This window comes from Rhizobium phaseoli, from assembly GCF_001664385.1.
GTDB lineage: Bacteria > Pseudomonadota > Alphaproteobacteria > Rhizobiales > Rhizobiaceae > Rhizobium > Rhizobium phaseoli.
The window spans coordinates 3,057,973-3,080,739 of record NZ_CP013532.1 but is presented as its reverse complement, the minus strand read 5'-3'; the positions used below and the strand labels follow the sequence as shown (position 1 = coordinate 3,080,739).

At 61.3% G+C, this 22,767-nt stretch carries 20 protein-coding genes; 11 read left to right on the top strand and 9 right to left on the bottom strand.

Going from position 1 to position 22,767, the window contains the following annotated elements; genetic code table 11:
* Nucleotides 1-612 carry a flavin reductase family protein gene (locus tag AMC88_RS14925; protein ID WP_064825475.1) on the top strand — a complete coding sequence of 204 codons (612 nt, stop codon included), beginning with the start codon at nucleotides 1-3 and terminating at the stop codon, nucleotides 610-612.
* Nucleotides 613-701: 89 nt separating this feature from the next.
* Complete coding sequence (locus tag AMC88_RS14920; RefSeq protein WP_012484552.1) at nucleotides 702-1,196, top strand: heme-degrading domain-containing protein; 495 nt, start codon at nucleotides 702-704, stop codon at nucleotides 1,194-1,196.
* 42 nt (nucleotides 1,197-1,238) lie between these two features.
* On the opposite strand, the gene AMC88_RS14915 is transcribed toward AMC88_RS14920, so the two are convergent.
* A complete protein-coding gene (locus AMC88_RS14915; RefSeq protein WP_012484551.1) occupies nucleotides 1,239-2,498 on the bottom strand; it encodes an AGE family epimerase/isomerase in 1,260 nt (419 codons plus the stop codon).
* 277 nt (nucleotides 2,499-2,775) lie between these two features.
* On the opposite strand from AMC88_RS14915, the gene metH reads away from it, so the two are divergent.
* A complete protein-coding gene (gene metH, locus AMC88_RS14910; protein ID WP_041683704.1) occupies nucleotides 2,776-6,549 on the top strand; it encodes a methionine synthase in 3,774 nt (1,257 codons plus the stop codon).
* A gap of 340 nt (nucleotides 6,550-6,889) precedes the next feature.
* On the top strand, nucleotides 6,890-7,123 hold the full coding sequence (locus tag AMC88_RS14905) for a type II toxin-antitoxin system Phd/YefM family antitoxin (protein WP_010017092.1): 234 nt from the start codon (nucleotides 6,890-6,892) through the stop codon (nucleotides 7,121-7,123).
* 28 nt (nucleotides 7,124-7,151) lie between these two features.
* Here the strand turns inward: AMC88_RS14905 and AMC88_RS14900 are convergent, their stop codons facing one another.
* The 3 genes from AMC88_RS14900 to AMC88_RS14890 are packed head-to-tail and all read right to left on the bottom strand — an operon-like array spanning nucleotide 7,152 to nucleotide 9,089.
* Complete coding sequence (locus tag AMC88_RS14900; protein WP_016733630.1) at nucleotides 7,152-7,385, bottom strand: type II toxin-antitoxin system prevent-host-death family antitoxin; 234 nt, start codon at nucleotides 7,383-7,385, stop codon at nucleotides 7,152-7,154.
* A gap of 58 nt (nucleotides 7,386-7,443) precedes the next feature.
* Nucleotides 7,444-8,208, bottom strand: a complete 765-nt coding sequence (locus AMC88_RS14895; RefSeq protein WP_012484548.1) for a GntR family transcriptional regulator — start codon at nucleotides 8,206-8,208, stop codon at nucleotides 7,444-7,446.
* On the bottom strand, nucleotides 8,205-9,089 hold the full coding sequence (locus tag AMC88_RS14890; RefSeq protein WP_012484547.1) for a glucosamine kinase nucleotide-binding domain-containing protein: 885 nt from the start codon (nucleotides 9,087-9,089) through the stop codon (nucleotides 8,205-8,207). The genes AMC88_RS14895 and AMC88_RS14890 overlap by 4 nt, the downstream gene beginning before the upstream one ends.
* A gap of 530 nt (nucleotides 9,090-9,619) precedes the next feature.
* Here AMC88_RS14890 and AMC88_RS14880 point away from each other — a divergent pair.
* The 5 genes from AMC88_RS14880 (at nucleotide 9,620) to AMC88_RS14860 (ending at nucleotide 14,963) form a co-directional block, all read left to right on the top strand.
* Nucleotides 9,620-10,879 carry an ABC transporter substrate-binding protein gene (locus tag AMC88_RS14880; protein ID WP_012484545.1) on the top strand — a complete coding sequence of 420 codons (1,260 nt, stop codon included), beginning with the start codon at nucleotides 9,620-9,622 and terminating at the stop codon, nucleotides 10,877-10,879.
* Nucleotides 10,880-11,096: 217 nt separating this feature from the next.
* The gene (locus tag AMC88_RS14875; RefSeq protein ID WP_012484544.1) at nucleotides 11,097-12,044 is read left to right on the top strand and encodes a carbohydrate ABC transporter permease; all 948 of its coding nucleotides are present in this window, start codon (nucleotides 11,097-11,099) and stop codon (nucleotides 12,042-12,044) included.
* 9 nt (nucleotides 12,045-12,053) lie between these two features.
* Complete coding sequence (locus AMC88_RS14870; RefSeq protein WP_012484543.1) at nucleotides 12,054-12,893, top strand: carbohydrate ABC transporter permease; 840 nt, start codon at nucleotides 12,054-12,056, stop codon at nucleotides 12,891-12,893.
* Complete coding sequence (locus tag AMC88_RS14865; RefSeq protein ID WP_012484542.1) at nucleotides 12,890-13,951, top strand: Gfo/Idh/MocA family protein; 1,062 nt, start codon at nucleotides 12,890-12,892, stop codon at nucleotides 13,949-13,951. Before AMC88_RS14870 ends, AMC88_RS14865 begins: the two co-directional genes overlap by 4 nt.
* A gap of 10 nt (nucleotides 13,952-13,961) precedes the next feature.
* A complete protein-coding gene (locus AMC88_RS14860; protein WP_012484541.1) occupies nucleotides 13,962-14,963 on the top strand; it encodes an ABC transporter ATP-binding protein in 1,002 nt (333 codons plus the stop codon).
* A gap of 74 nt (nucleotides 14,964-15,037) precedes the next feature.
* Here AMC88_RS14860 and AMC88_RS14855 read toward each other — a convergent pair whose 3' ends face one another.
* The 5 genes from AMC88_RS14855 to AMC88_RS14835 form a co-directional block, all read right to left on the bottom strand.
* Nucleotides 15,038-16,099, bottom strand: coding sequence for an ABC transporter ATP-binding protein (locus AMC88_RS14855; protein WP_012484540.1), 1,062 nt, complete (start codon nucleotides 16,097-16,099; stop codon nucleotides 15,038-15,040).
* A gap of 12 nt (nucleotides 16,100-16,111) precedes the next feature.
* Nucleotides 16,112-16,900: an ABC transporter permease gene (locus tag AMC88_RS14850; RefSeq protein ID WP_004668496.1), complete on the bottom strand. Its 789-nt coding sequence runs from the start codon at nucleotides 16,898-16,900 to the stop codon at nucleotides 16,112-16,114.
* Nucleotides 16,897-17,790, bottom strand: a complete 894-nt coding sequence (locus tag AMC88_RS14845) for an ABC transporter permease (protein WP_004668498.1) — start codon at nucleotides 17,788-17,790, stop codon at nucleotides 16,897-16,899. The genes AMC88_RS14850 and AMC88_RS14845 overlap by 4 nt, the downstream gene beginning before the upstream one ends.
* Before the next feature lie 73 nt (nucleotides 17,791-17,863).
* Nucleotides 17,864-18,967 carry an ABC transporter substrate-binding protein gene (locus AMC88_RS14840; RefSeq protein WP_012484539.1) on the bottom strand — a complete coding sequence of 368 codons (1,104 nt, stop codon included), beginning with the start codon at nucleotides 18,965-18,967 and terminating at the stop codon, nucleotides 17,864-17,866.
* A gap of 189 nt (nucleotides 18,968-19,156) precedes the next feature.
* Nucleotides 19,157-20,029 (bottom strand): MurR/RpiR family transcriptional regulator, encoded by an 873-nt coding sequence (locus tag AMC88_RS14835; RefSeq protein WP_041683703.1) that lies wholly within the window; start codon nucleotides 20,027-20,029, stop codon nucleotides 19,157-19,159.
* 176 nt (nucleotides 20,030-20,205) lie between these two features.
* Here AMC88_RS14835 and AMC88_RS14830 point away from each other — a divergent pair, with 176 nt between their 5' ends.
* Complete coding sequence (locus AMC88_RS14830; protein WP_041683702.1) at nucleotides 20,206-20,976, top strand: N-formylglutamate amidohydrolase; 771 nt, start codon at nucleotides 20,206-20,208, stop codon at nucleotides 20,974-20,976.
* A gap of 120 nt (nucleotides 20,977-21,096) precedes the next feature.
* Complete coding sequence (locus AMC88_RS14825; protein WP_012484536.1) at nucleotides 21,097-22,659, top strand: amino acid permease; 1,563 nt, start codon at nucleotides 21,097-21,099, stop codon at nucleotides 22,657-22,659.
* The last annotated feature ends 108 nt before the right edge of the window (nucleotides 22,660-22,767 follow it).

Sequence of the window (22,767 nt, the reverse complement as noted above, 5' to 3'; positions counted from 1 at the left end):
ATGGCCATTTCCTTCGACTTCAAAGAGCTTTCCGAGCGCGAGCGTTACAAGCTGATGATCGGCACGATCATTCCGCGGCCGATCGCGCTGGTGACCACGGTCGATGAACACGGCCGGATCAACGCCGCCCCCTTCAGCTTCTTCAACTGCCTGTCGGCGGATCCGCCGATCCTGGCGATCGGGGTCGAGAATCATCCCGACATGTCGTTCAAGGACACCGGCCACAATATCCGCATGACCGAGGTTTTTACCGTCAACATCGTCTCCTTCGCGATTGCCGAGGCCATGCATGTCTGCGGCGCCAAATATCCGCGCGGCGTCGACGAGTTGAGGGAGGCAGGTTTGACGGCGATATCAGGCGAGAAGGTGGCTTCGCCGTATATCGCCGAGGCGCCGGCCGCCTTCGAATGCCGGCGGCATGTGACGCTGGAACTCGGTCGCTCCCGGCAGATCGTCATGGGCGAGATCGTCTATGCACATTACCGCGACGGCGTCGTCGATCCGGAGCGGCTGCATGTCGATCCGGCCGCGATCGACGCCATCGCGCGGCTCGGCGGCGATACCTGCGCCACAATACGCGACCGTTTCGAGATGCTGACGCCGAAGCTCTAACGCCAGGACAGATCCAAGTTTTGCTTTACTTTTTCGCCTCTGGCGAGAATGGTCTGCAACGGATCATTGCGGCAGAGGAGCGCCTTATCATGACACTCGACGACGATCTCAACCGGATCGCGGAGCAGGAAAAAGAGCTGAGCTTCGATGCCTTCGACCTGACGACGGCATGGCAGCTCGGCAAACTGCTGCAGGAACTCGCCACCGAGCGCTGCCTCGGCGTCGCGATCGACGTGACCCTGCATTCGATGCCGGTCTTCTATGCGGCGCTGCCCGGCGTGACGCCCGACAACGTCAACTGGGTCCGCCGCAAGCGCAATATGGTGTTCCGCTATTTCCGCAGCAGCTATGCCTCGGGCCTGAAGCTGAAAAAGGACGGCAAGACCGTCGAGGACAACGGCCTTTCCGGCGACGATTACGCGCCGCATGGCGGCAGTTTCCCGATCAACGTCAAGGGCACGGGCTGCATCGGCGCCGTGACCGTTTCCGGCCTGCCGCAGCGCGACGACCATAATCTTGTGGTCGAGGCCCTGGCGCTGATGCTGGCAAAGGATCTGGATACGCTGCGGCTCGCCCCGCTCTAAGCGGGACGTTGGCCGCGCCGGCGGGTGCCGGACCAGTGAACCTCAGAGCCTGCCGCCGGCCTCGGCGATGCCTTTCGTCAGGCTGCCGGTTGCCGGGAAGAGCGGAATGAGGCAGGCCTGCAGGGCGTGATAGATGTCGCCCTTGCCGGGGAAGAGCGAATGCGAGGGAACGAGGTCCTCCGTCAGTTCCTCGTGCCAGCCGCCGTTCTTGTGGTCGATGAAGGCGCGCTCGATGACGTTCCAGATCTTGCGGTAGCATTCCTCGTGGTAGTCGCTCGGCAGGTGCTCGTTGAGGAAGTGGGCGGCGGCGGCGCCCTCGCAGGCCGGCCACCAGAGCTTGTTGCGCTTGGCGGGCTTGTCGTTCCAATCGAGCGTATAGAAGAAGCCGCCCTTGTCACTGTCCCAGCCGAGCGCCATCGATTGCTCGAAGAGCGCCTTGGCCGCATCCGGCATCCATTCGATGCGTTTGCCGCCGAGCACCCAGAGCTGCAGGATGAGACGGGCCCATTCCAGCCAGTGGCCGGGCGTCGTACCGGCCGGGCGGAACATTTCGTTCGGATGATAATATTGCTTGTCGAGCTTCCATTCGGCGTCGAAATGTTCGGCGACGCGCCAGTCGACCGAGCCGGCCGCACGGCGGATGACGAGATCGGCGATGCTTTCGGCCTTGGCGAGGTATTGCTTGTCGCCGGTCGCTTCGAAGGCGGCCATCAGCGCTTCGGTCAGGTGCATGTTGGAATTCTGGCCGCGATAGGCGCCGCCATCGAGCGGCTGCCAGTCGGCGGTGAATTCCTCGGCGATCGCGCCGTGGCGCGGTTCCCAGAACTTCGTGTTGAGAATCTGGGTGATGTCATCAAGCATGCCGTCGGCAAGCGGATGGCCGATCGTCTTGGCGGAGGAGGCGGCCAGCAGCACGAAGGCGTGGCCGTAGCCCTGCTTGTTGCTGTCGACCGGACCATTCTTGTCGAGCGACCAGAAATAGCCGCCATTCTTGCGGTCGCGGTGATGGTTCCAGAGATAGTCCATGCCGTGGTCGACGACGTCGGCAGCACCCGGACGGCCGAGCAGGGCGCCGATGGCAAAACAATGCACGGCGCGCGCTGCGATATGGATATTGCGGACCTGGCCCTCGGCGTCGAGCGGCCTGCCGCTATCGTCGAGGTCGTAGAAGCCGCCACTGGGGTTGAGCGAATTGTGCTGGAAGAAATCGAAGAGGCCGTTTGCCTGGGCCAGCAGCCAGTCGCGGTGATAGGCGCGGCTCGTCCAGTTTCCAAGCGCGGCGTTGCCGGTTGCGGGTGCCATGATACTCCTCCGATTTGGTGGGCAATGCGTATCAATTGCCTATATAGAGGCCGTACAAGCCTGTCATCTGGCCAGCGTATCGTGCTTGCGAAAAATCGAAGTCGATTTTCGCAAGGCACGATACGCAGATTCAAAATGCTACAGCGTCCTGTGCGCGTCTGAAAAGACGCGCGGCGCTGTAGGCTTGCAAAGCACGAAATCGACCGGCATATATTGACATAAAGATATCTTTATGTGATTTGGATTGTCTGGTCTTATGACGTCAAGGAGCCCTCCCGTGTTTGATACTCTCTTTGGTCCGGAAACGGGCAAACGTGACGGCAGTGAAGTTTTCGCAGCGCTGCGCAAAGCCGCCAGCGAGCGCATCCTCGTCCTCGACGGCGCCATGGGCACGCAGATCCAGGGGCTCGGCTATGACGAAGACCAGTTCCGCGGCACCCGCTTCATCGGTTGCGCCTGCCATCAGAAGGGCAATAACGACCTTCTGATCCTGACCCAGCCGGATGCGATCGAAGAGATCCATTACAAATATGCCAAGGCCGGCGCCGATATTCTCGAGACCAACACCTTCTCCTCGACCCGCATCGCGCAGGCCGATTACCAGATGGAAGGCGAGGTCTATGCGCTGAACAAAGAAGGCGCGGAAATCGTGCGCCGCGCGGCAATCCGCGCCGAGCGCGAGGACGGCCGCCGCCGTTTCGTCGCCGGCGCCATCGGCCCGACCAACCGCACCGCCTCGATCTCGCCCGATGTCAACAATCCCGGTTTCCGCGCCGTCACCTTCGACGATCTGCGCTCTGCCTATGGCGAGCAGATCGACGGCCTGATCGACGGCGGCGCCGACATCATTCTGATCGAAACGATCTTCGACACGCTGAACGCCAAGGCGGCGATCTTCGCCTGCGAGGAGCGCTTCGAGGCCAAGGGCGTGCGCCTGCCGGTGATGATCTCCGGCACGATCACCGACCTTTCCGGTCGCACGCTGTCCGGCCAGACGCCGTCGGCCTTCTGGAACTCGGTGCGCCACGCCAATCCCTTCACGATCGGCCTCAACTGCGCGCTCGGCGCCAATGCGATGCGCCCGCATCTGCAGGAACTTTCCGGCGCCGCCGACACCTTCATCTGCGCCTATCCGAATGCCGGCCTGCCGAACGAGTTCGGTCAGTATGACGAAACGCCGGAACTGATGGCGGCGCAGATCGACAGCTTCGCCCGCGAAGGCCTCGTCAATATCGTCGGCGGCTGCTGCGGCTCGACGCCCGAACATATTCGGGCGATCGCCGAGACCGTCGCCAAATATAAGCCGCGTTCGATTCCCGAGCATCGTCCCTTCATGTCGTTGTCGGGCCTCGAGCCCTTCGAACTGACCAAGGACATTCCCTTCGTCAATGTCGGCGAGCGCACCAACGTCACCGGCTCGGCGAAGTTCCGCAAGCTGATCACCAATGCCGATTACACCGCAGCGCTCGATGTCGCGCGCGACCAGGTCGAGAACGGCGCGCAGGTGATCGACATCAACATGGACGAGGGCCTGATCGATTCCGAAAAGGCGATGGTCGAGTTTCTCAATCTGATCGCCGCGGAACCGGATATCGCCCGCGTGCCCGTGATGATCGACAGTTCGAAATTCTCGATCATCGAATCCGGCCTGAAGCGCGTCCAGGGCAAGCCGATCGTCAACTCGATCTCGCTGAAGGAAGGCGAGGAGAATTTCCTCGCCCAGGCGAGGCTCCTGCGCAATTACGGCGCTGCCGTCGTCGTCATGGCCTTCGACGAGACGGGCCAGGCCGACAATTACGACCGCAAGGTCGAGATCTGCACCCGCGCCTATAAGCTTTTGACGGAAAAGATCGGCTTCCCGCCGGAGGACATCATTTTCGACCCGAACATCTTCGCGGTCGCGACCGGCATCGAAGAGCACAATAATTACGGCGTCGACTTCATCGAGGCGACGCGGACGATCCGCGAGCGCATGCCGCTCGTCCATATCTCAGGCGGCGTCTCCAACCTGTCCTTCTCGTTCCGCGGCAACGAGCCGGTGCGCGAAGCGATGCACGCCGTGTTCCTCTACCACGCCATTCAGGCGGGCATGGACATGGGCATCGTCAATGCCGGCCAGCTTGCCGTCTACGACAACATCGACCCCGAACTGCGCGAGGCTTGCGAGGACGTGGTGCTGAACCGCCGTCCCGACAGCACCGAGCGACTGCTGGAAGTGGCCGAGCGCTTCCGCGGCGCCGGAGCCAAGGAAGGCCGGATCCAGGACCTTTCCTGGCGCGAATGGAGCGTCGAGAAGCGCCTTGAGCATGCGCTGGTCAACGGTATTACAGAGTATATCGAAGCCGATACCGAGGAGGCGCGCCAGCAGGCCGCCCGGCCGCTGCATGTCATCGAAGGGCCGCTGATGGCCGGCATGAACGTCGTCGGCGATCTCTTCGGTTCGGGCAAGATGTTCCTGCCGCAGGTGGTCAAGTCGGCGCGCGTGATGAAACAGGCGGTCGCCGTGCTGCTGCCCTACATGGAAGAGGAAAAGCGCCTCACAGGCGGCGACGATCGCCAGTCGGCCGGCAAGATCCTGATGGCGACGGTCAAGGGTGACGTGCACGATATCGGCAAGAACATCGTCGGTGTCGTGCTTGCCTGCAACAATTACGAGATCGTCGACCTCGGCGTCATGGTGCCGGCGACGAAGATCCTGGAAACGGCGATCGCCGAGAAGGTCGACGTCATCGGTCTCTCCGGCCTGATCACGCCGTCGCTGGACGAGATGGTGCATGTCGCGGCCGAAATGGAGCGGCAGGGCTTCGAGATCCCGCTGCTGATTGGTGGAGCGACGACCAGCCGTGTGCACACGGCGGTCAAGATCCATCCCGGCTACAACAAGGGCCAGGCGATCTATGTCACTGACGCGAGCCGCGCTGTCGGCGTCGTCTCGGCGCTGCTCTCGCCGGAAACGCGGCAGGGCTATGTCGACGATGTAAGGGCCGAATATGCCAAGGTGGCGGCCGCTCATGCCCGCAGCGAAGCCGAGAAGGTGCGCCTGCCATTGCCGCGGGCTCGCGAAAATGCCCATAAGGTGGACTGGTCTGCTTACCAACCGACGAAGCCGCAATTCTTCGGCACGCGGGTGTTCGAGGATTACGATCTGGCCGAGCTTGCGCGGTACATCGACTGGACGCCGTTCTTCCAGACCTGGGAACTGCGCGGCCGCTACCCCGCCATTCTCGAGGACGAGAAACAGGGCGAGGCGGCGCGTGCGCTCTGGGCCGACGCCCAGGCCATGCTCAAGAAGATCATCGACGAGAAGTGGTTCCGTCCGCGCGCCGTCATCGGCTTCTGGCCGGCCGGCGCCGTCGGCGACGATATCCGCCTGTTTACCGACGAGAGCCGCAGCCACGAGCTTGCCACCTTCTACACCCTGCGCCAGCAGCTGTCGAAGCGGGACGGGCGGGCGAATGTGGCGCTTTCCGACTTCGTCGCGCCTGTTGCAAGCGGCGTGCAGGATTATGTCGGCGGCTTCGTGGTGACGGCCGGCATCGAGGAGGTCGCCATCGCCGAACGGTTCGAACGCGCCAATGACGATTATTCCTCGATCCTCGTCAAGGCGCTGGCCGACCGTTTCGCCGAAGCCTTCGCCGAGCGCATGCACGAGCAGGTGCGGCGCGAATATTGGGGCTATGCGAGGGATGAGCACCTTAGCAACGAGGACCTCATCGGCGAGGCCTATGCCGGCATCCGCCCGGCGCCCGGTTATCCCGCGCAGCCGGATCACACGGAGAAGAAGACGCTCTTCAAGCTGCTCGATGCGGAACATACCGCAGGCGTGAAGCTGACGGAAAGCTACGCGATGTGGCCAGGTTCATCCGTCTCGGGTCTCTATATCGGCCACCCCGACTCCTATTATTTCGGGGTCGCCAAGGTGGAGCGCGATCAGGTGGAAGACTATGCCAAGCGCAAGGGCATGGAGATTTCCGAAGTCGAGCGCTGGCTCGGACCGGTGCTCAACTACGTGCCGCGCAAGGCGGACGACGAGATCGAGGACGCGGCATAATTGCCGAGTCTTCGTAGTCGCTTGAGGCGCCGTATTCAGAGATCGATTGAATGAATGGCAAGCCGAGAAGTGTTCACTTCCCGGCGCAATTTGATGACAAATGTGGTTACTCGGCGTCATCCTCGGCCTTGTGCCGAGGATCTGCTGCCCTATCGACCGGAGGCAGATGCTCGGGACAAGCCCGAGCATGACGAAGGAGAAGTTGGCGGACTTTGTCAGCAGTTTCCGGGATCATGCTTTTGATACGGCTCGATAATTACCGCGGTCAGACTGTTTGAATTCAATAGCGGAAATGACGATGGGATGGCATTCTTAAGCCAAGTTTGCAAATGAGGCCGCAATGCAAGTGACCATCCGGGCGGCAAAGGCCAATCTATCGAAATTGATCGATGCCGCTCTTTCCGGTGAGGACGTGGTGATCGCCAGGGGGCGCAAGCCCGTGGTGAAGATCATTCCGATTGGACGGTCTCCCTTCAAAGTCGGCCTGCTCAAGGGGCAAGTTACTGGAAATGGGCCGGACTTTTTCGCGCCTATGAACGAGGGCGAACTCGCGGTCTGGAAAGGGAGCGAGTGAACTCGCTTCTGCTCGACAACGCTTTATGTCAGCAGCTTGCAGCATCCATCTCAGCTTTCTCGATGGCATCGATGACGACGGGCGAGGCGTCGGCGGTTTTGTGCGCTCGTTGCGAGGCCGCTTTCTGCCAATCATAGTGCTCGGCCGACATCAGCACGAATTCGCATCGGCCATGACAGGTAATCTCGACGGGCTCATGCTGCGCCTGACGCTGAAATTCGCTGAATTTTCGCTGAAATTCCAGAGACGTGGTCCGAGCCATGATAGGTTTCCAGCCTTCGATATCCGGATATACGTATAATTTGGATAAGCTCAAGCCGCTATGTCACCCCGATCGTCAGTTCGGCGACGAAATCATAGGCGTCGCCGCGATAGAGCGAGCGGGTGAATTCCACGGCGCGGCCGGAGCCGAGATAGGAAATGCGCTCAATCGACAGGCCGGCGGCGCCGGCGGGGACGCCGAGAAGCTGGGCGTCGGCTTCCTTCATGTTGGTGGCCGAAATCCGCTGGACGGCGCGCACCGGGCGGACCTGGAGGCGTTCGAGTTCGGCGTAGAGCGAATTGGTGACGACGGACGGATCGGGCAGGAATTCACCGGAGACGCTGGCATTCTCGATTGCCAGCGGCTGATCATCGGCAATGCGCAGGCGGGAGAGGCGCGAAACTTTCACGTCGGTGCCGAGGCCGAGGATCATCATCTCGTCGGGCGAGGGGGTGTGGACACCCTTGTGCAGCCATTCGGAGCGGGAGGTCATGCCTCGGCGCGCCATGTCCTCGGTGAAGGAGGTGAGCTGCGACAGGCGCTGCTCGACCTTGGAAACCGGTTTGGCGACGAAGGTGCCGGAGCCGTGGCGGCGCACCAAGAGACCGTCGGCGACGAGTTCGTCGATCGCCTTGCGCACGGTGACACGGCTGACGGCGGCAAATTCGGCGATGTCGCGTTCCGGCGGCAGCGCATCGCCGTGACCGAGCGTGCCGGTGCGCACGGCCTCTTCGAGGGTGCGGCGCAGCTTGACATAGAGCGGGCCGGTGCCGGCTGCCTGCAGGCGCTGCAGGGACAGGAGGGTAGCGAGGTCGTCGGTCATGCCGCCCCTCTCTGCCGGTCGTTCAAAAGCTTGACGGCGAGTTCCACCGCACCCTGCAGGGCATCGCCCTTGGGGCTGGCAAGCCGCGATCTGTAACGTTCGGAAAGCCACGGCTCATAGGCTCCGGCAAGGCCGCCGAGCAGGCAGATCGACGGGCATTCGGGCCAGAGCAGTGCGTCAAGGCTTTCGCCGATCGCCGCTGCCGCATCCGTGACGATTCCGACCGCGACGGCATCGCCTTTGGCCGCATGCTCGAAGACAATGGGCGCATAGCGAGCAAAATCCGTCGGTCTTGCCGAATGCGCGAATTCGACGATGCGCTCAGGGTCGTTGCCGTATTCGGTCATCAGCGCTTCGGTGATCGCAGAAGCCGGACGCACACCGTCATGGGCAAGCAGTGATCGTTCCATGAGGTCGCGGCCGAGGCGGGCGCCGCTCGCCTGGTCGCCGACGACGAAGCCCCAGCCGCCAATGCCGTTCAGCCGGCCATTCCTGCGGGCATTATAGACCGAGCCGGTGCCGAAGGCGCCGACGATGCCGTCGTCGTCACCAAGCGCACCCTGCAGGGCAATCAGCGCGTCGGTGACGACCCGGCCTTCGGCAAAGGGCAGGGCCTTCTCGATTCGCTCGCCGTAATCCGTGACATTGGCGCCGGCGACACCGACGACAGCAGCGACAGAGGAGATTGTTTCATCTGCAAGCCCGGCATCGCGCAGCGCCTGCCGGGCAGATTCGACGATGTTGAGAAGAGAGTTTTCCAGGTCGGACAGGATATTGGCCGGGCCTGCTTTGCCGCGGCCGATGATATTTCCGTTTCTGTCTGCGACCGCGGCCCGGCAGCTGGTTCCGCCACCGTCTATGCCGATTGCAAGCTCCGTCATCGGGCCTCCGAATATGCCGTTCCCCGTGTTTTTTAATACAATACCAAAAAAATACCATTTACCAAGTGGGAAAGGTGGAGAAAATTTGCCTTTTTATCGTGTTGATTTTATTGATTAAAATTTTTTAATGAATTTTTGGAGTGCGAAAAGTTAAAATCGACTGGACAATTGGTATTTTTTTGGCCTTAATTCGGTAAAAGGGAACAGCACATCGAAGCCAACGAAAACCGGCAGCAAAGCCAAGTTGGAACCGCTTCGAAGATGATTGAGAACGACCCGCCGCCTGTCAGGCCGGTGGCGAAGTTCAGCATCCATCAGCTTTTCCCGATCGATTTTGCCGCGCCCGATGCAGGTGATGGGGCAGCGCGCAGTCCGGCCGCAAGCGATCCCGCCTTTGCGTCCGTCGAGCTTTCGGGGCCGGCAGGTGCTGGCGGCCCTCCAAGAGGCGTTGGGTGTTTCCTCAAGCACACCAATTGCTTGTTTCAGATCGAAAACAGCGCCTTGCGGCGCTCAAAACACAGGAGAGGGAAATGAAAAACACTGCTCTGAAAAGCTTGCTGCTTGCCTCCAGCCTGCTGACGTCAGCCGGTCTCGTGCATGCCGCCGATGTCACGCTGACGGTCGAAAGCTGGCGTAACGACGACCTGCAGATCTGGCAGGAAAAGATCATTCCGGCCTTCGAAGCCAAAAACCCGGGCATCAAGATCGTCTTCTCGCCGACCGCGCCGACCGAATACAATGCCTCGCTGAACGCCAAGCTCGATGCCGGCTCCGCAGGCGACATCATCACCTGCCGTCCGTTCGACGCTTCGCTGGAACTCTTCAACAAGAAGCAACTCGTGGACATCACCAGCCTGCCGGGCATGGAGAATTTCTCAGCCGTCGCCAAGGCCGCCTGGACCACCGACGACGGCAAGTCGACCTTCTGCGTACCGATGGCCTCGGTCATTCACGGCTTCATCTACAACAAGGATGCCTTCGATAAGCTCGGCATCTCGGTGCCGAAGACGGAAGACGAGTTCTTCGCAGCACTCGACAAGATCAAGGCCGACGGCACCTATATTCCGCTTGCCATGGGCACGAAAGACCTCTGGGAAGCCGCGACCATGGGCTACCAGAACATCGGCCCGAACTACTGGAAGGGCGAAGAGGGCCGCGAAGCGCTGATCGCCGGCAAGCAGAAGCTGACCGATCCGGAATGGGTCAAGCCCTATGAAGAGCTTGCCAAGTGGAAGCCCTATCTCGGCGACGGCTTCGAAGCCCAGACCTATTCCGACAGTCAGAACCTCTTCACGCTCGGCCGCGCCGCGATCTATCCGGCAGGTTCCTGGGAAATCGCGCTCTTCAACACGCAGGCGCAGTTCAAGATGGGCGCCTTCCCGCCGCCGGTTCCGAAGGCCGGCGACACGGGCTACATCTCCGACCATCCCGATATCGGCGTCGCCCTGAACGCGAAGAGCACGCATGCCGAGGAAGCCAAGAAGTTCCTCAGCTGGGTGGCTTCGCCTGAATTCGCCGATATCTACGCTAATGCGCTGCCGGGCTTCTTCAGCCTGAACTCCAAGCCGGTGAAGATGTCCGATCCGCTCGCTCAGGAGTTCGTCTCCTGGCGCGGCCCGTACAAGTCGACCGTGCGCTCGACCTACCAGATCCTGTCGCGCGGCACGCCGAACCTCGAAAACGAGACCTGGGTCGAATCGGCCAACGTGATCAACGGCACAGACACGCCGAAGGTCGCTGCCGAAAAGCTCCAGAAGGGCCTCGACAGCTGGTACAAGCCGACCAAGTGATGTGATCAGGGGCGGCGTTTGCAGCCCCTCATCCGGCCTGCCGGCCACCTTCTCCCCGCTTGCGGGGAGAAGGAGACTCGCAGCGACCTCTCAGCTCGATTTAGCATCCCAGCAGGGCATTGCCTCTCTCCCGGTCGGCAGAGAGTTCGGGTGAGGCGCAACATCTTCCATCTGCGTCCGCACGATTGCGGCCAGTCGACGAGAACAGGCAAACGCCATGAGCCAAACCGACAACGCGGCCGACATCGTCCCGATCAAGCGCCCGGTGCGCTGGCACATCTTCGTTTTCATGCTGCCCGCGGTGATCGTCTATTCCGCCGTCATGGTGCTACCGCTCATCGAAACGCTCAGGCTTTCGCTCTACAATACGGTCGACGGGCAGCCAGCCTTCGTCGGACTTGCGAATTTCAAGGTGCTGTTCGGCGATCCGCGCTGGGCGCATGATTTCTGGAACGGCCTGGTCAACAACCTGATCTTCTTCGCCATCCACATGTGCGTGCAGAACCCGATCGGCATTGCGCTCGCCGCCCTGCTTTCGGTGCCGAAGCTGCGCGGTGTGGCCTTCTACCGCACGGCGATGTTCCTGCCGACGCTGCTTTCCTTTGTCATCGTCGGCTTCATCTGGAAGCTGATCCTCTCGCCGATCTGGGGCGTGGCACCCTGGATGCTCGATCTCATCGGGCTCAAATTCCTGTTCGCGCCCTGGCTCGGCAAGCCCGGCTCGGCGCTGATCGCCGTGTCGCTGATCTCCAACTGGCAATATATCGGCATTCCGATGATGCTGATCTATGCCGCGCTGCTCAGCATTCCCGAAGAGGTGATCGAAGCGGCCGAATGCGACGGCATCACCGGCTGGGCCCAGTTCTGGAAGATCAAACTGCCGCTCATCCTCCCGGCAATCGGCATCATCTCGATCCTGACTTTCGTCGGCAATTTCAACGCCTTCGACCTGATCTACACGGTGCAGGGGGCGCTTGCAGGGCCCGATATGTCGACCGATATTCTCGGCACGCTGCTCTACCGCACCTTCTTCGGTTTCCAGCTTCAGCTCGGCGACCGCTCGATGGGCGCGACGATCGCCACCGTGATGTTCCTCATCATCCTCGCCGGCGTCTCGCTTTATCTCTTCGTCATCCAGCGGCGCATGCGTCGCTACCAGTTCTGAGGAGCGCGCATGTCCAAGGCACGCACATCTCCCATCCGCACCGGCCTCGTGCATCTGGCGCTCAGCGCCTACACACTGGTCGCGCTGTTTCCCGTGTTCCTGACCATCGTCAACTCGTTCAAGGATCGCGCCTCGATCTTCCGCGAGCCGCTGATGATTCCGACGCCGTCGACCTTCAGCCTGGTCGGTTACCAGACGGTGCTGGGGCAGGGCGATTTCGCCACCTATTTCCAGAACAGCTTCATCGTGACCATCGTCTCGATCCTGCTGGTGCTGCTCTTTGGCGCCATGGCCGCCTTCGCGCTATCGGAATACCGCTTCCGCGGCAATATGCTGCTCGGGCTCTATATGGCGATCGGCATCATGATCCCGATCCGCCTTGGCACGGTGGCGATCCTGCAGGGCATGGTGGCGGCCGGCCTCGTCAATACGCTGACGGCGCTGATCCTCGTCTATACCGCGCAGGGCATACCGCTGGCGATCTTCATCCTGTCGGAATTCATGCGCACGGTCTCGGACGATCTGAAGAACGCCGGGCGCATCGACGGGCTTTCCGAATATGCGATCTTCTTCCGCCTGGTTCTACCGCTGGTGCGGCCGGCCATGGCGACGGTCGCGGTCTTCACCATGATCCCGATCTGGAACGATCTCTGGTTCCCGCTGATCCTGGCGCCCGCCGAGGCCACCAAGACCGTGACGCTCGGCTCGCAGATCTTCATCGGCCAGTTCGTCACCAACTGGAATGCGGTGCTGGCAGCGCTGTCGCTGGCGATCCTGCCGATCCTGATCCTCTACGTCATCTTCTCGCGGCAGCTTATCCGCGGCATCACCTCGGGAGCCGTCAAGTGAGCCAGGAAAAACCGATCCGCGTTCTCGTCGCCGGCCTCGGCAATATGGGCCGCAGCCATGCGCTTGCCTATCACAACGATCCAGGTTTCGAGATTATCGGTCTGGTCAACCGCTCCCCGGCGAAGCTGGAGCCCGAACTGCGGGCCTATACGGTTCATCCCGATTTCATGACGGCGCTGGCCGAACTGAAGCCGGATCTCTGCTCGATCAACACCTATTCCGACAGCCATGCCGACTATGCCGTCGCCGCCTTCGAGGCCGGCTGCCATGTCTTCGTGGAGAAGCCGCTGGCGACCACAGTCGCCGACGCCGAGCGGGTGGTGTCGGCGGCGAAGAAAGCGGGGCGCAAGCTGGTGATCGGCTATATCCTGCGTCATCACCCGTCCTGGGCGAAGCTGATCGAGGAGGCGCGCAAACTCGGCCCGCCTTACGTCTTCCGCATGAACCTCAACCAGCAGTCCAGCGGCCCGACCTGGGCGACGCACAAGTCGCTGATGCGTACGACCTCGCCGATCGTCGATTGCGGCGTGCATTATGTCGACGTTATGTGCCAGATCACCGATGCCAGGGCCGTCGAGGTGCGCGGCATGGGGCTGCGCCTCTCCGATGAGATCGCCGCAGACATGTACAATTACGGTCAACTGCAGGTGCTCTTCGAGGATGGTTCGGTCGGCTGGTACGAGGCTGGCTGGGGGCCGATGATTTCGGAGACCGCCTTCTTCGTGAAGGACGTGATGTCGCCGAAGGGCGCGGTGTCGATCGTCATGGATCCGAACGCCAAGTCCGACGATATCGACACCCACACCAAAACTTCCGTGATCCGTCTGCATACGGCCGAAACCGGCCCGGACGGCAAGTTCATCCGGCCCGACCAGGACATGAGGATGACGGGCGAGCCTGGTCATCAGGCGCTCTGCGACCTGGAACAGGCCTTCATGCTGAGGGCGATCCGCGAGGATCTGAACCTCGATCGCCATATGGCGGATGCGGTGGCGTCGCTGCGCATCTGCCTTGCCGCCGACGAGAGCGTGCGCACCGGCCAGCCGGTCAGATTGTAAGGAAAAATCAGTGGGATCGCTTCAACTCAAATCCATCCGCAAGACCTATGGTACGCATGAGGTGCTGAAGGGCATCGACCTCGAGGTCAAGGACGGTGAATTCGTCATCTTCGTCGGCCCCTCGGGTTGCGGAAAGTCGACGCTCTTGCGCAGCATCGCCGGCCTTGAGGACGTCACCTCGGGCGCCGTCATTATCAACGGCCGCGACGAGACACTGACGCCGCCGGCCAAGCGGGGCATCGCCATGGTGTTCCAGTCCTATGCGCTCTATCCGCACCTGACGGTCAAGGACAATATGGGGCTCGGCCTCAAGCAGGCCGGCACGGCCAAGGATGAGATCGACAAACGCGTCAGCAAGGCGTCCGGCATGCTGTCGCTCGCGCCGTATCTGGCGCGGCGGCCGGCCGAACTCTCAGGTGGCCAGCGCCAGCGCGTCGCGATCGGCCGGGCCATCGTGCGCGAACCGGAGCTCTTCCTGTTCGACGAGCCGCTGTCGAACCTCGACGCGGCGCTGCGCGTTCAGACGCGTCTCGAAATCGCCCGGCTGCACCGCAGCCTGAAGGCGACGATGATCTATGTCACCCACGACCAGGTCGAGGCGATGACGCTTGCCGACAAGATCGTCGTGCTGAATGCCGGCGCGATCGAGCAGATCGGCTCGCCTATGGAACTTTACAACCGCCCGGCCAATGTCTTCGTCGCCGGCTTCATCGGCTCACCGCAGATGAATTTCATCGCCGGCGAGAAGGTCGGCGATCATAGCGCCAAGACGATCGGCGTGCGTCCCGAGCACATGACTCTGTCGCGTGAGCAGGGGAGCTGGGCGGCGAAAGTCGTGCATGTCGAGCATCTCGGCGCCGACACGATCATCTATCTCGAATCCGACCAGTGCGGCCTGCTGACGGCACGCCTCTTCGGTGAACACCAATACGAGCCCGATGAGATCGTCTACGTCACGCCGGATCAGGCGCGCGTGCATCGTTTCGATGCCGACGATCGGGCGATCCGCTGAACGATCCCATTCATCAGGACGATGCAAAATGGCGCCGCAAAACGGCGCCTTTTTGCATCCGCGACACGCGAATATCAATCGCGAATGATGAGCAGATCAGCTGCCATGAAACGCAGCGTCACGGTTTCGCCGGCTTGCGGCGGGGTGACGCCAGGGCTGTTGAACATGTCGAAGGAGATGACATTGCCGCCGACATTCATGCGGGTGCGGATGACCGACCCCAGGAAGTGAGCCGAGACGACCTGGCCGGTCAGCGCCGTATCGCTTCTGGCTGTGTCGGAGAGCGAGCCCGCTTCCGGGCGTAGCGCCAGCGAGATGGTCTCGCCGGCCTTATGGGCTGCGACTGACTGCTTCAACGTGATTTGCTGATCCCCGATCTGGATGAGGTTGGCGTCGGGGTCGACGACCTTGGCCTCGATGAGGTTCAGCGTACCGACGAAAGAGGCGACGAAGCGCGTCGCCGGCGTATTGTAGATCTCGAAGGGCGAACCGATCTGGTCGGCCTTGCCGGCATTCATGACGACGATGCGGTCGGAGATCGACAACGCCTCTTCCTGGTCATGGGTGACGAAAACCGTGGTGATGCCGAGCTGCTGCTGGATCTGGCGGATTTCCTCGCGCAGCGACACACGGATCTTGGCATCGAGGGCCGACAGCGGCTCGTCGAGCAGCAGTACCTGCGGCTTGACGGCGAGCGCGCGGGCCAGCGCGACACGCTGCTGCTGGCCGCCCGACATCTGATAGGGGAAGCGGTCGGCCAGATGGTCGAGCTTGATCAGACCGAGCATTTCCTTGACGCGGGCGTCGATCTCAGGCTTGGAGGCGCCGGCGACCTTCAGGCCGAAGGCGACGTTGTCGTGCACCGTCATATTCGGAAATAGCGCATAGGCTTGGAAGACCATGCCGATATTGCGCTGGTTCGGTTTCAGCGAACTCTGGTCCTTGCCGTTGATGCTCAGCGTGCCGCCGGTCGGCGTCTCGAAGCCGGCGATCATGCGCAGAACGGTCGTCTTGCCGCAGCCCGACGGTCCGAGGAAGGAGACGAACTCGCCCTTCTCGATGTTCATGTTGAAGTTCTTGACGACCTGCACCGGGCCGAAGGATTTCTGGATGTTGTTCAGTGTGAGAAAAGACATGAGCCGGTTACCTTAAGCCTTTGCCGGGCGGGCTTTGCCGAAGCGGGAAACGAGGTTGAGCAGGCCCATGCTGAGCCAGGTGATCGAGAAGGCGATGACGGCGAGCGCCGAAGGCTCGTAGGCCTTGTTGGCGCCGACAAGCTGCAGGTAGGGGCCGAAGGCCGGACGGTTGAGCAGGGCGGCGAAGGTGAATTCGCCCATGACGATCGCCAGCGTGATGAAGGCGCCCGAGAGCACACCGCTCATGACATTGGGGAAAATGCACCGGAACATGATGGTCGTCCAGCGCGCGCCGAGGCTCTCTGCCGCTTCCGTGAGGGTGCGGACGTCAATGGCGCGCATGGCGGTGTCGACGGCGCGATACATATAGGGCAGGGACAGCGTGATGTAGGAGAACACCAGCAGGACGTTGGTGCCGGTCGTCGAACCCGTCAACGGCAAGTAGGACGACGAATTGTACATCCTGAGATAACCGAAGACGATGACGATCGCCGGGATGACGAGCGGTAGCAGCGTGATGAATTCGACGACGGGGCGCATCTGCGGCAGGCGCAGCCGCACCCAGTAGGCGGTGGGAACGACGAGCAGCATGCCGAAGACGATGGTAAGAAGCGCCATCAGCATGGAGTAGCCGAAGGTCTCGCGGAACTGGGCATCGGAAAAGACCGACTGGTAAGCGTCGAAGCTATATTCGCCTCGGCGCATGCGCAGCGAAAACTCGATCGTGCCGATTAGTGGAATGACGAAATAGGATGCGCCCAGAATAATGGCGATCCAGGCGCCGAGGCGTTGAGCTTTCATTTCTGCCACCGTTCGGCGCGCATGCGCAGCATGAGGTAAAGGACGTTGGAGACGCCTGTTATGACGATCATGCCGAGCGCGATGGCATAACCGAGATTGGCATTGTGCAGGACGTCGCCGCGAATCTGGGCATAGAGCAGGATCGGTACGATGTTCAGCGAACTGCCGGTCAGTGCAAAGGCGGTGGCGATGGCGCCGAAGGCGTTGGCGAAGAGCAGCAGCGTCGTGCCGAGCAGGCTCGGCCACAGGATCGGCAGGGCAACCATCGTCCAGTATTGGCGGTTGGTGGCGCCCAGGATCTCAGAGGCCTCGCGCCATTCCTTCTTCATGCCGTCGAGCGCCGGCGTCAGGATCAGCACCATCAGCGGGATCTGGAAATACATATAGGTGATGGTGAGGCCGAAGAAGGACAGCAGATTAAAGCCGGTGCTGTAAAGGTTGAAGTCGAACCATTCGCGCAGGAAAACCGTCACGAGGCCGGTGCGGCCGAGCGTTGCGAGGAAGGCGAAGGCGAGGGGCACGCCGGCAAAATTCGACGCGACGCCGGAGAAGGTCAGAAGCGTCGAGCGCACCGAATTCGGCAGGCCGCCGAGCACCACGGCCCACGCGAGGAAGAAGCCGATCAACGCGCCGCCGAGAGCCGACGCTACGGAGACGCGAATACTGATCCAGTAAGCGCTCATGATCGACGGGGTAAAGAGATCGCCGATATTCTTCAGCGTGAAGTTACCCTCGGGCGTCAGAAACGCGCCCGCCACCAGATAAAGCGTGGGGATGATCAGGAACAGCAGCGAAAAGATAATGAAAGGTGCAATGCCCAGCCAGTCGATCACGCGGTCTCTGTTGATCAAGGGGGCGCTGCTCACCATAGGCGTTGAAACCGTGCTCATGAAAAGCTCATCCTGGGGCATCGGAGTGAGAAAAAAACCTCCCCGCCCTGAGGCGGGGAGGCAGGATCGAATATTACTTGACGCTGGCGCCGACGACGGAATCCCAGTTCTTGGTGATGGTTTCCTTGCCTGCAGCCTGCTCTTCGAGCGTCGGGAAAACAGCCTTTTCATAGGCTGCTGCCGGCGGCAGCTTGTCGAGCAGATCCTTCGGGATCTTGTTGTTCTTGGCAAGATCGTTGAAGCGGATCGGGTGGCAGTAGCCCTTCAGCCAGCCGAGCTGACCTTCGTCGGAGTAAAGATACTCCATCCAGAGCTTGGCAGCGTTCGGATGCGGAGCGAAGGCGGAAATCGCCTGGACGTAGACACCAGCAACGACGCCCGTCTTCGGCACGATGACCTCGAACGGAGGATTGCCCTTGAGGCTCTGACCCCAGGACAAGGCGTTGTAGTCCCAGGCGACGATGATCGGCGTCGAGCCTTGCGCGAAGGGAGCAGCCTTACCGACAACCGGCACGAAGTTGCCGGCCTTGTTCAGCTCGGCGAAGAACTTCAGGCCTTCTTCGCCTGCCTTGGCTGCGTCACCGCCCGATGCGGAAAGACCAGCGGCGTAGACGCCCTGGACAGCCTGGTTGGCGGTGCGCGGATCGCCGGCGAGCGCAACGGTGTTTGCGTAGTCGCTCTTCTTCAGATCGGCCCAGTCGGCCGGCGACTGCTTGACGAGGTCCTTGTTCACGAGGAACGAAAGAACGCCGTAATAGTCACCGTACCAATAGCCTTCCGGATCCTTGGCCGTATCCGGGATCGAATCCCAGGTGGAGACCTTGTAAGGCTGGATCAGGCCGTCTTTCTTGGCGGACGGGCCGAAGGAGAGGCCGACGTCGATGACATCAGGAGCCTGCGGGCCGGTGTTGCCCTTGTTGGCCTTGATGGCTTCGACTTCGTCGCCCGAACCGGCATCCGGGTTCAGCTCGTTGACCTCGAGGCCATATTTGGCCTTGAAGCCGGCAATGACGTCGCCATAGCCGCACCAGTCGTGCGGGAGGGCGATTGTGGTCAGCGTGCCTTCTTTCTTGGCGGCAGCGATAAGTTCTGCGCTCGGTTCTGCAGCGGCAATCGCGGTCGAAGCCACGATCATCGCAGTAGAAAGCGACAGGAGTCGAGAAATGTTAGAGATCACTGTTGTTCTCCTTCGGGTTTTCAGTGTCTGGCGATGCTGTTAATGAGCTTACATGAAGCTTGTGTGACGGCTACGTGACGGTGATTTTGCATGAATAGCGGGCGCTTGTGACAGATGTTCCATTTGCGACAGCGCGGTCTATTTCCGCAAAAATCCGCCATTGTTTTTCTCCCTCTTTGTCTTGTCCTCCTAACCCGGTTTGCGGAAGAGTTTGGTCTGCTCGAACAGCCCCTCCAATGTCTTCATGCGTTCCTTTGTCTCGTCCCAGGTCGAATTCTGGACGGCTTCGATCAGCGCCTCGACGATGAACAGGGTAACGACGGAGGAATCCCAGGCCGACGGTGCCTCGATCCGGACGCGGAAGGCGTGGCGGGCGAGTTTGGCGGCCGGTGAGCCCCATTGGTCGGTGAAGACAACAATTTCGGCGCCGCGCTTGCGGGCAGCGGTGGCAAGGCTGACCATTTCCTGCTCGTAGCGGCGAATGTCGAAGATGATCAGGATATCGCCGGCATTCATGTTGAGCGCATATTGCGGCCAGCTGCTGGAATTCGACGACAGCAGGGTCGTTGCAGGCCGGATGACCTGCATGTGGGTGAAGAAATACTCGGCCAGCGCGCCGGTGATGCGGCCGCCGACGAAATAGAGGCCGCGCTTGCGGTCCGACAGCAGCGTGGCGACGCTGTCGAAGGTCGCGGTGTCGAGATCGGTCAGCGTCTGGCGCAGATTGCCCATGATCGCATCGGCGAAGCGGTTGAGGATGTGGGTGCCCGGCGCGTTCTGGGCCCAGCGGTCGTGCTTGGCGATCGGGTTGGAGATCGTCGCCTCCACCTCCAGATGCAGGCGCGCCTGAAAGTCGGGATAGCCCTTGAAGCCGAGCTTCTGCACCATGCGCACGACGGTCGGCGTCGAGACGCCGGCATTCTCCGCGATCGTGGTGATGCTGCCGAGGCCGGAAACCGGATAATTGTCGAGAAGGCTTTCCGCCAACTGCTTCTCGGCACGCGTCAACACGCCGAGATGCGAATGTATGACGTCCGAAACCGTCTTCGACGCGGTGGTCACTGATCTTGCTCCCCGGGGGTGGTCTGGCGCCACTCCTCCGACCAAATTTAACAACGCTGTCACAATCCATGTCAACCACTGTCATGAAAAGAAATTTTCAGCGGATGCTTGACAGTCGCTAAAAGCTGAAGAATTCTTTTCTGTAAAGCTTTCATTAAGGGATAGGAGTGGCGCCGTTGGTGCTGGCCCGGCCGAAAATCCTCAGCGAAGCGGACGGCGATTGCGTCGGGATCGAACGCGCCGGCGGACGGAGCGAGGTGCTGCTCGTCTGCGAGCATGCCTCGAAAACGCTTCCCGCCCGTTTCGGTGATCTCGGCCTGCCCGCGGAGGCGCTGTCGAGCCACATCGCCTGGGATCCCGGGGCTTTGGCGGTGGCCCGCGGCGTATCGCACGCGCTCGACGCGACGCTCGTCTACCAGCGATTTTCCCGGCTCGTCTATGACTGCAACAGGCCGCCCAGTTCGCCCGGCGCCATGCCTGAGACTAGCGAGATCTACGCCATTCCCGGCAACAAGGATCTGACCGACGAAGAGCGCCTTGCGCGCACCGATGCGCTTTATGTGCCTTTCCATGATGCCATCCGCGGACTGATCCGCGACCGGCGGGCGAGGGGGCAGGATACCGTCATCGTGACGATGCACAGCTTCACGCCGGTCTATCACGGCCGCGAACGCGCCGTCGAACTCGGCATATTGCACGACGAGGACAGCCGGCTCGCCGACCGCATGCTGGATGCCGCGGCCGATGCGCCGCTTTACAGGACTGAACGCAACCAGCCTTACGGGCCCGAGGATGGCGTGACCCACACGCTGATCCTGCACGGGCTTTCGAACGGCCTGCGCAATGTAATGATCGAGGTCCGCAACGATCTCATCGCAGACGATGTCGGCCAAAGGGTCATGGCCGATTATCTGACAGGACTTCTCCAGCACAGCCTGGAAGCCTGATAAAAAAAGAAGACCCGAGGGAGCAGTTTAACTGCGGACGTCCGCATGGCGAAAATGCCGCGGGCAATTGGCACTGGATCGGCCCGCAATTCCGCGGCCGGTCGTGAACAGGGGGAAGTCATGTCGGACTATACCGAACTGGACAAGAAGCAGGATGTGCACATCCTGCATTCGATGGGCTATGCCCAGGAACTCGAACGGCGAATGAGTTCATTCTCGAATTTCGCCGTATCATTCTCCATCATCTGCATTCTCTCCGGCGGCATCAATTCGCTGGCCCAGGCGACCTCTGGCGCTGGCGGCGCGGCGATTGGCATCGGCTGGCCGGTTGGCTGCTTCATCTCGCTCGTCTTCGCCGTCGCCATGGCGCAGATCAGCTCGGCCTATCCGACGGCCGGCGGGCTCTATCACTGGGGCTCGATCCTCGGCAACCGGTTCACTGGCTGGTTGACCGCCTGGTTCAACCTGCTCGGTCTCGTCACCGTTCTCGGCGCCATCAACGTCGGTACCTATTACTTCTTCATGGGCTCCTTCGGCACCACTTATCTCGGGCTGACGGACACGATCACGGTGCGGATCATTTTCCTCGTCATAATTACCGGCGCGCAGGCGCTGGTAAACCACATGGGGATTGGCTTGACCGCGAAGCTCACGGACTTCTCGGGTTATCTGATCTTCGCAACCGCGATCGCGCTGGCGGCTGTCTGCCTTCTTTCGGCGCCTTCCTATGAGTTCGGCCGCCTCTTCAATTTCGCCAACTATTCCGGCGAAGTCGGCGGTAGCGTCTGGCCGTCGACCTCGGGGGCCTGGGTCTTTCTTCTCGGCCTGCTGCTGCCGATCTACACCATCACCGGTTATGACGCCTCGGCGCATACATCGGAGGAGACGGTCAAGGCTGCCCATTCGGTTCCACGCGGCATGGTCGCCTCGGTCCTGTGGTCGGCGCTATTCGGCTACATCATGCTGTGCGCCTTCGTCCTCATGCTGCCGAACATGGACGACGCGGCCAAACAGGGCTGGAACGTGTTCTTCTGGGCGATGGACAGCCAGGTGAACCCCGTTGTCAAGGATATCCTCTATCTTGCGATCTTCGTCAGCCAGTGGCTGTGCGGCCTTGCGACCGTCACCTCGGTCTCCCGGATGATCTTCGCCTTCTCGCGTGACGGCGGCCTACCGGCCTCCAAGGCGCTGTCGAAGGTCAGCCCGCAATACCGCACTCCGGTGGCCGCGATCTGGACGGGATCGATCCTGTCGGTGCTGTTCGTTTGGTTCACCTCACTCGACTTCGTGAAAATCGGCGATACGCCCGTTTACACGATCGTGGTGTCGTGCACGGTCATCTTCCTGTTCTTCTCCTTTGCGATCCCGATCACGCTCGGCCTCTTCGCCTGGGGCACGTCCAAGTGGGACAAGATGGGTCCGTGGAACCTCGGCGAAGGCCTCTTCAAGCTCTTTGCCGTGCTCTCGATCATCGCGATGGTCCTGATCTTCGTTCTCGGAGTCCAGCCGCCGAACGGTGCTGCGCTTTACGTTACCGTCGGGTTCCTCTTGCTGACGGCGATCGTCTGGTTCGGCTTCGAGCGCCGGCGTTTCAAGGGGCCGCCGATCGGCGCCGAAGTGGCGAAGCGCCAGGCCGAAATCGCGGCGGCAGAAGCGGCCGTCGGCGAAAGCGGCGAACGTTAAGCATCGAGGCTTCCCTCTCAAATGGCGGGGCCGCTCCTGCGGCCCCATCACCGGTTCAACGAAAAGGCATCGGGGCGCCAAACCAGGCCGAGCGCATGCGATTTCGTT

Coding starts and splice junctions, on each gene's coding strand:
- AMC88_RS14920 (WP_012484552.1), top strand. CDS start 702: ATGACACTCGACGACGATCTCAACCGGATCGCGGAGCAGGAAAAAGAG.
- AMC88_RS14890 (WP_012484547.1), bottom strand. CDS start 9,089: ATGACGGAGCTTGCAATCGGCATAGACGGTGGCGGAACCAGCTGCCGG.
- AMC88_RS14915 (WP_012484551.1), bottom strand. CDS start 2,498: ATGGCACCCGCAACCGGCAACGCCGCGCTTGGAAACTGGACGAGCCGC.
- AMC88_RS14850 (WP_004668496.1), bottom strand. CDS start 16,900: ATGAAAGCTCAACGCCTCGGCGCCTGGATCGCCATTATTCTGGGCGCA.
- AMC88_RS14900 (WP_016733630.1), bottom strand. CDS start 7,385: ATGGCTCGGACCACGTCTCTGGAATTTCAGCGAAAATTCAGCGAATTT.
- AMC88_RS14880 (WP_012484545.1), top strand. CDS start 9,620: ATGAAAAACACTGCTCTGAAAAGCTTGCTGCTTGCCTCCAGCCTGCTG.
- AMC88_RS14925 (WP_064825475.1), top strand. CDS start 1: ATGGCCATTTCCTTCGACTTCAAAGAGCTTTCCGAGCGCGAGCGTTAC.
- AMC88_RS14875 (WP_012484544.1), top strand. CDS start 11,097: ATGAGCCAAACCGACAACGCGGCCGACATCGTCCCGATCAAGCGCCCG.
- AMC88_RS14825 (WP_012484536.1), top strand. CDS start 21,097: ATGTCGGACTATACCGAACTGGACAAGAAGCAGGATGTGCACATCCTG.
- AMC88_RS14845 (WP_004668498.1), bottom strand. CDS start 17,790: ATGAGCACGGTTTCAACGCCTATGGTGAGCAGCGCCCCCTTGATCAAC.
- AMC88_RS14895 (WP_012484548.1), bottom strand. CDS start 8,208: ATGACCGACGACCTCGCTACCCTCCTGTCCCTGCAGCGCCTGCAGGCA.
- AMC88_RS14855 (WP_012484540.1), bottom strand. CDS start 16,099: ATGTCTTTTCTCACACTGAACAACATCCAGAAATCCTTCGGCCCGGTG.
- AMC88_RS14870 (WP_012484543.1), top strand. CDS start 12,054: ATGTCCAAGGCACGCACATCTCCCATCCGCACCGGCCTCGTGCATCTG.
- AMC88_RS14905 (WP_010017092.1), top strand. CDS start 6,890: ATGCAAGTGACCATCCGGGCGGCAAAGGCCAATCTATCGAAATTGATC.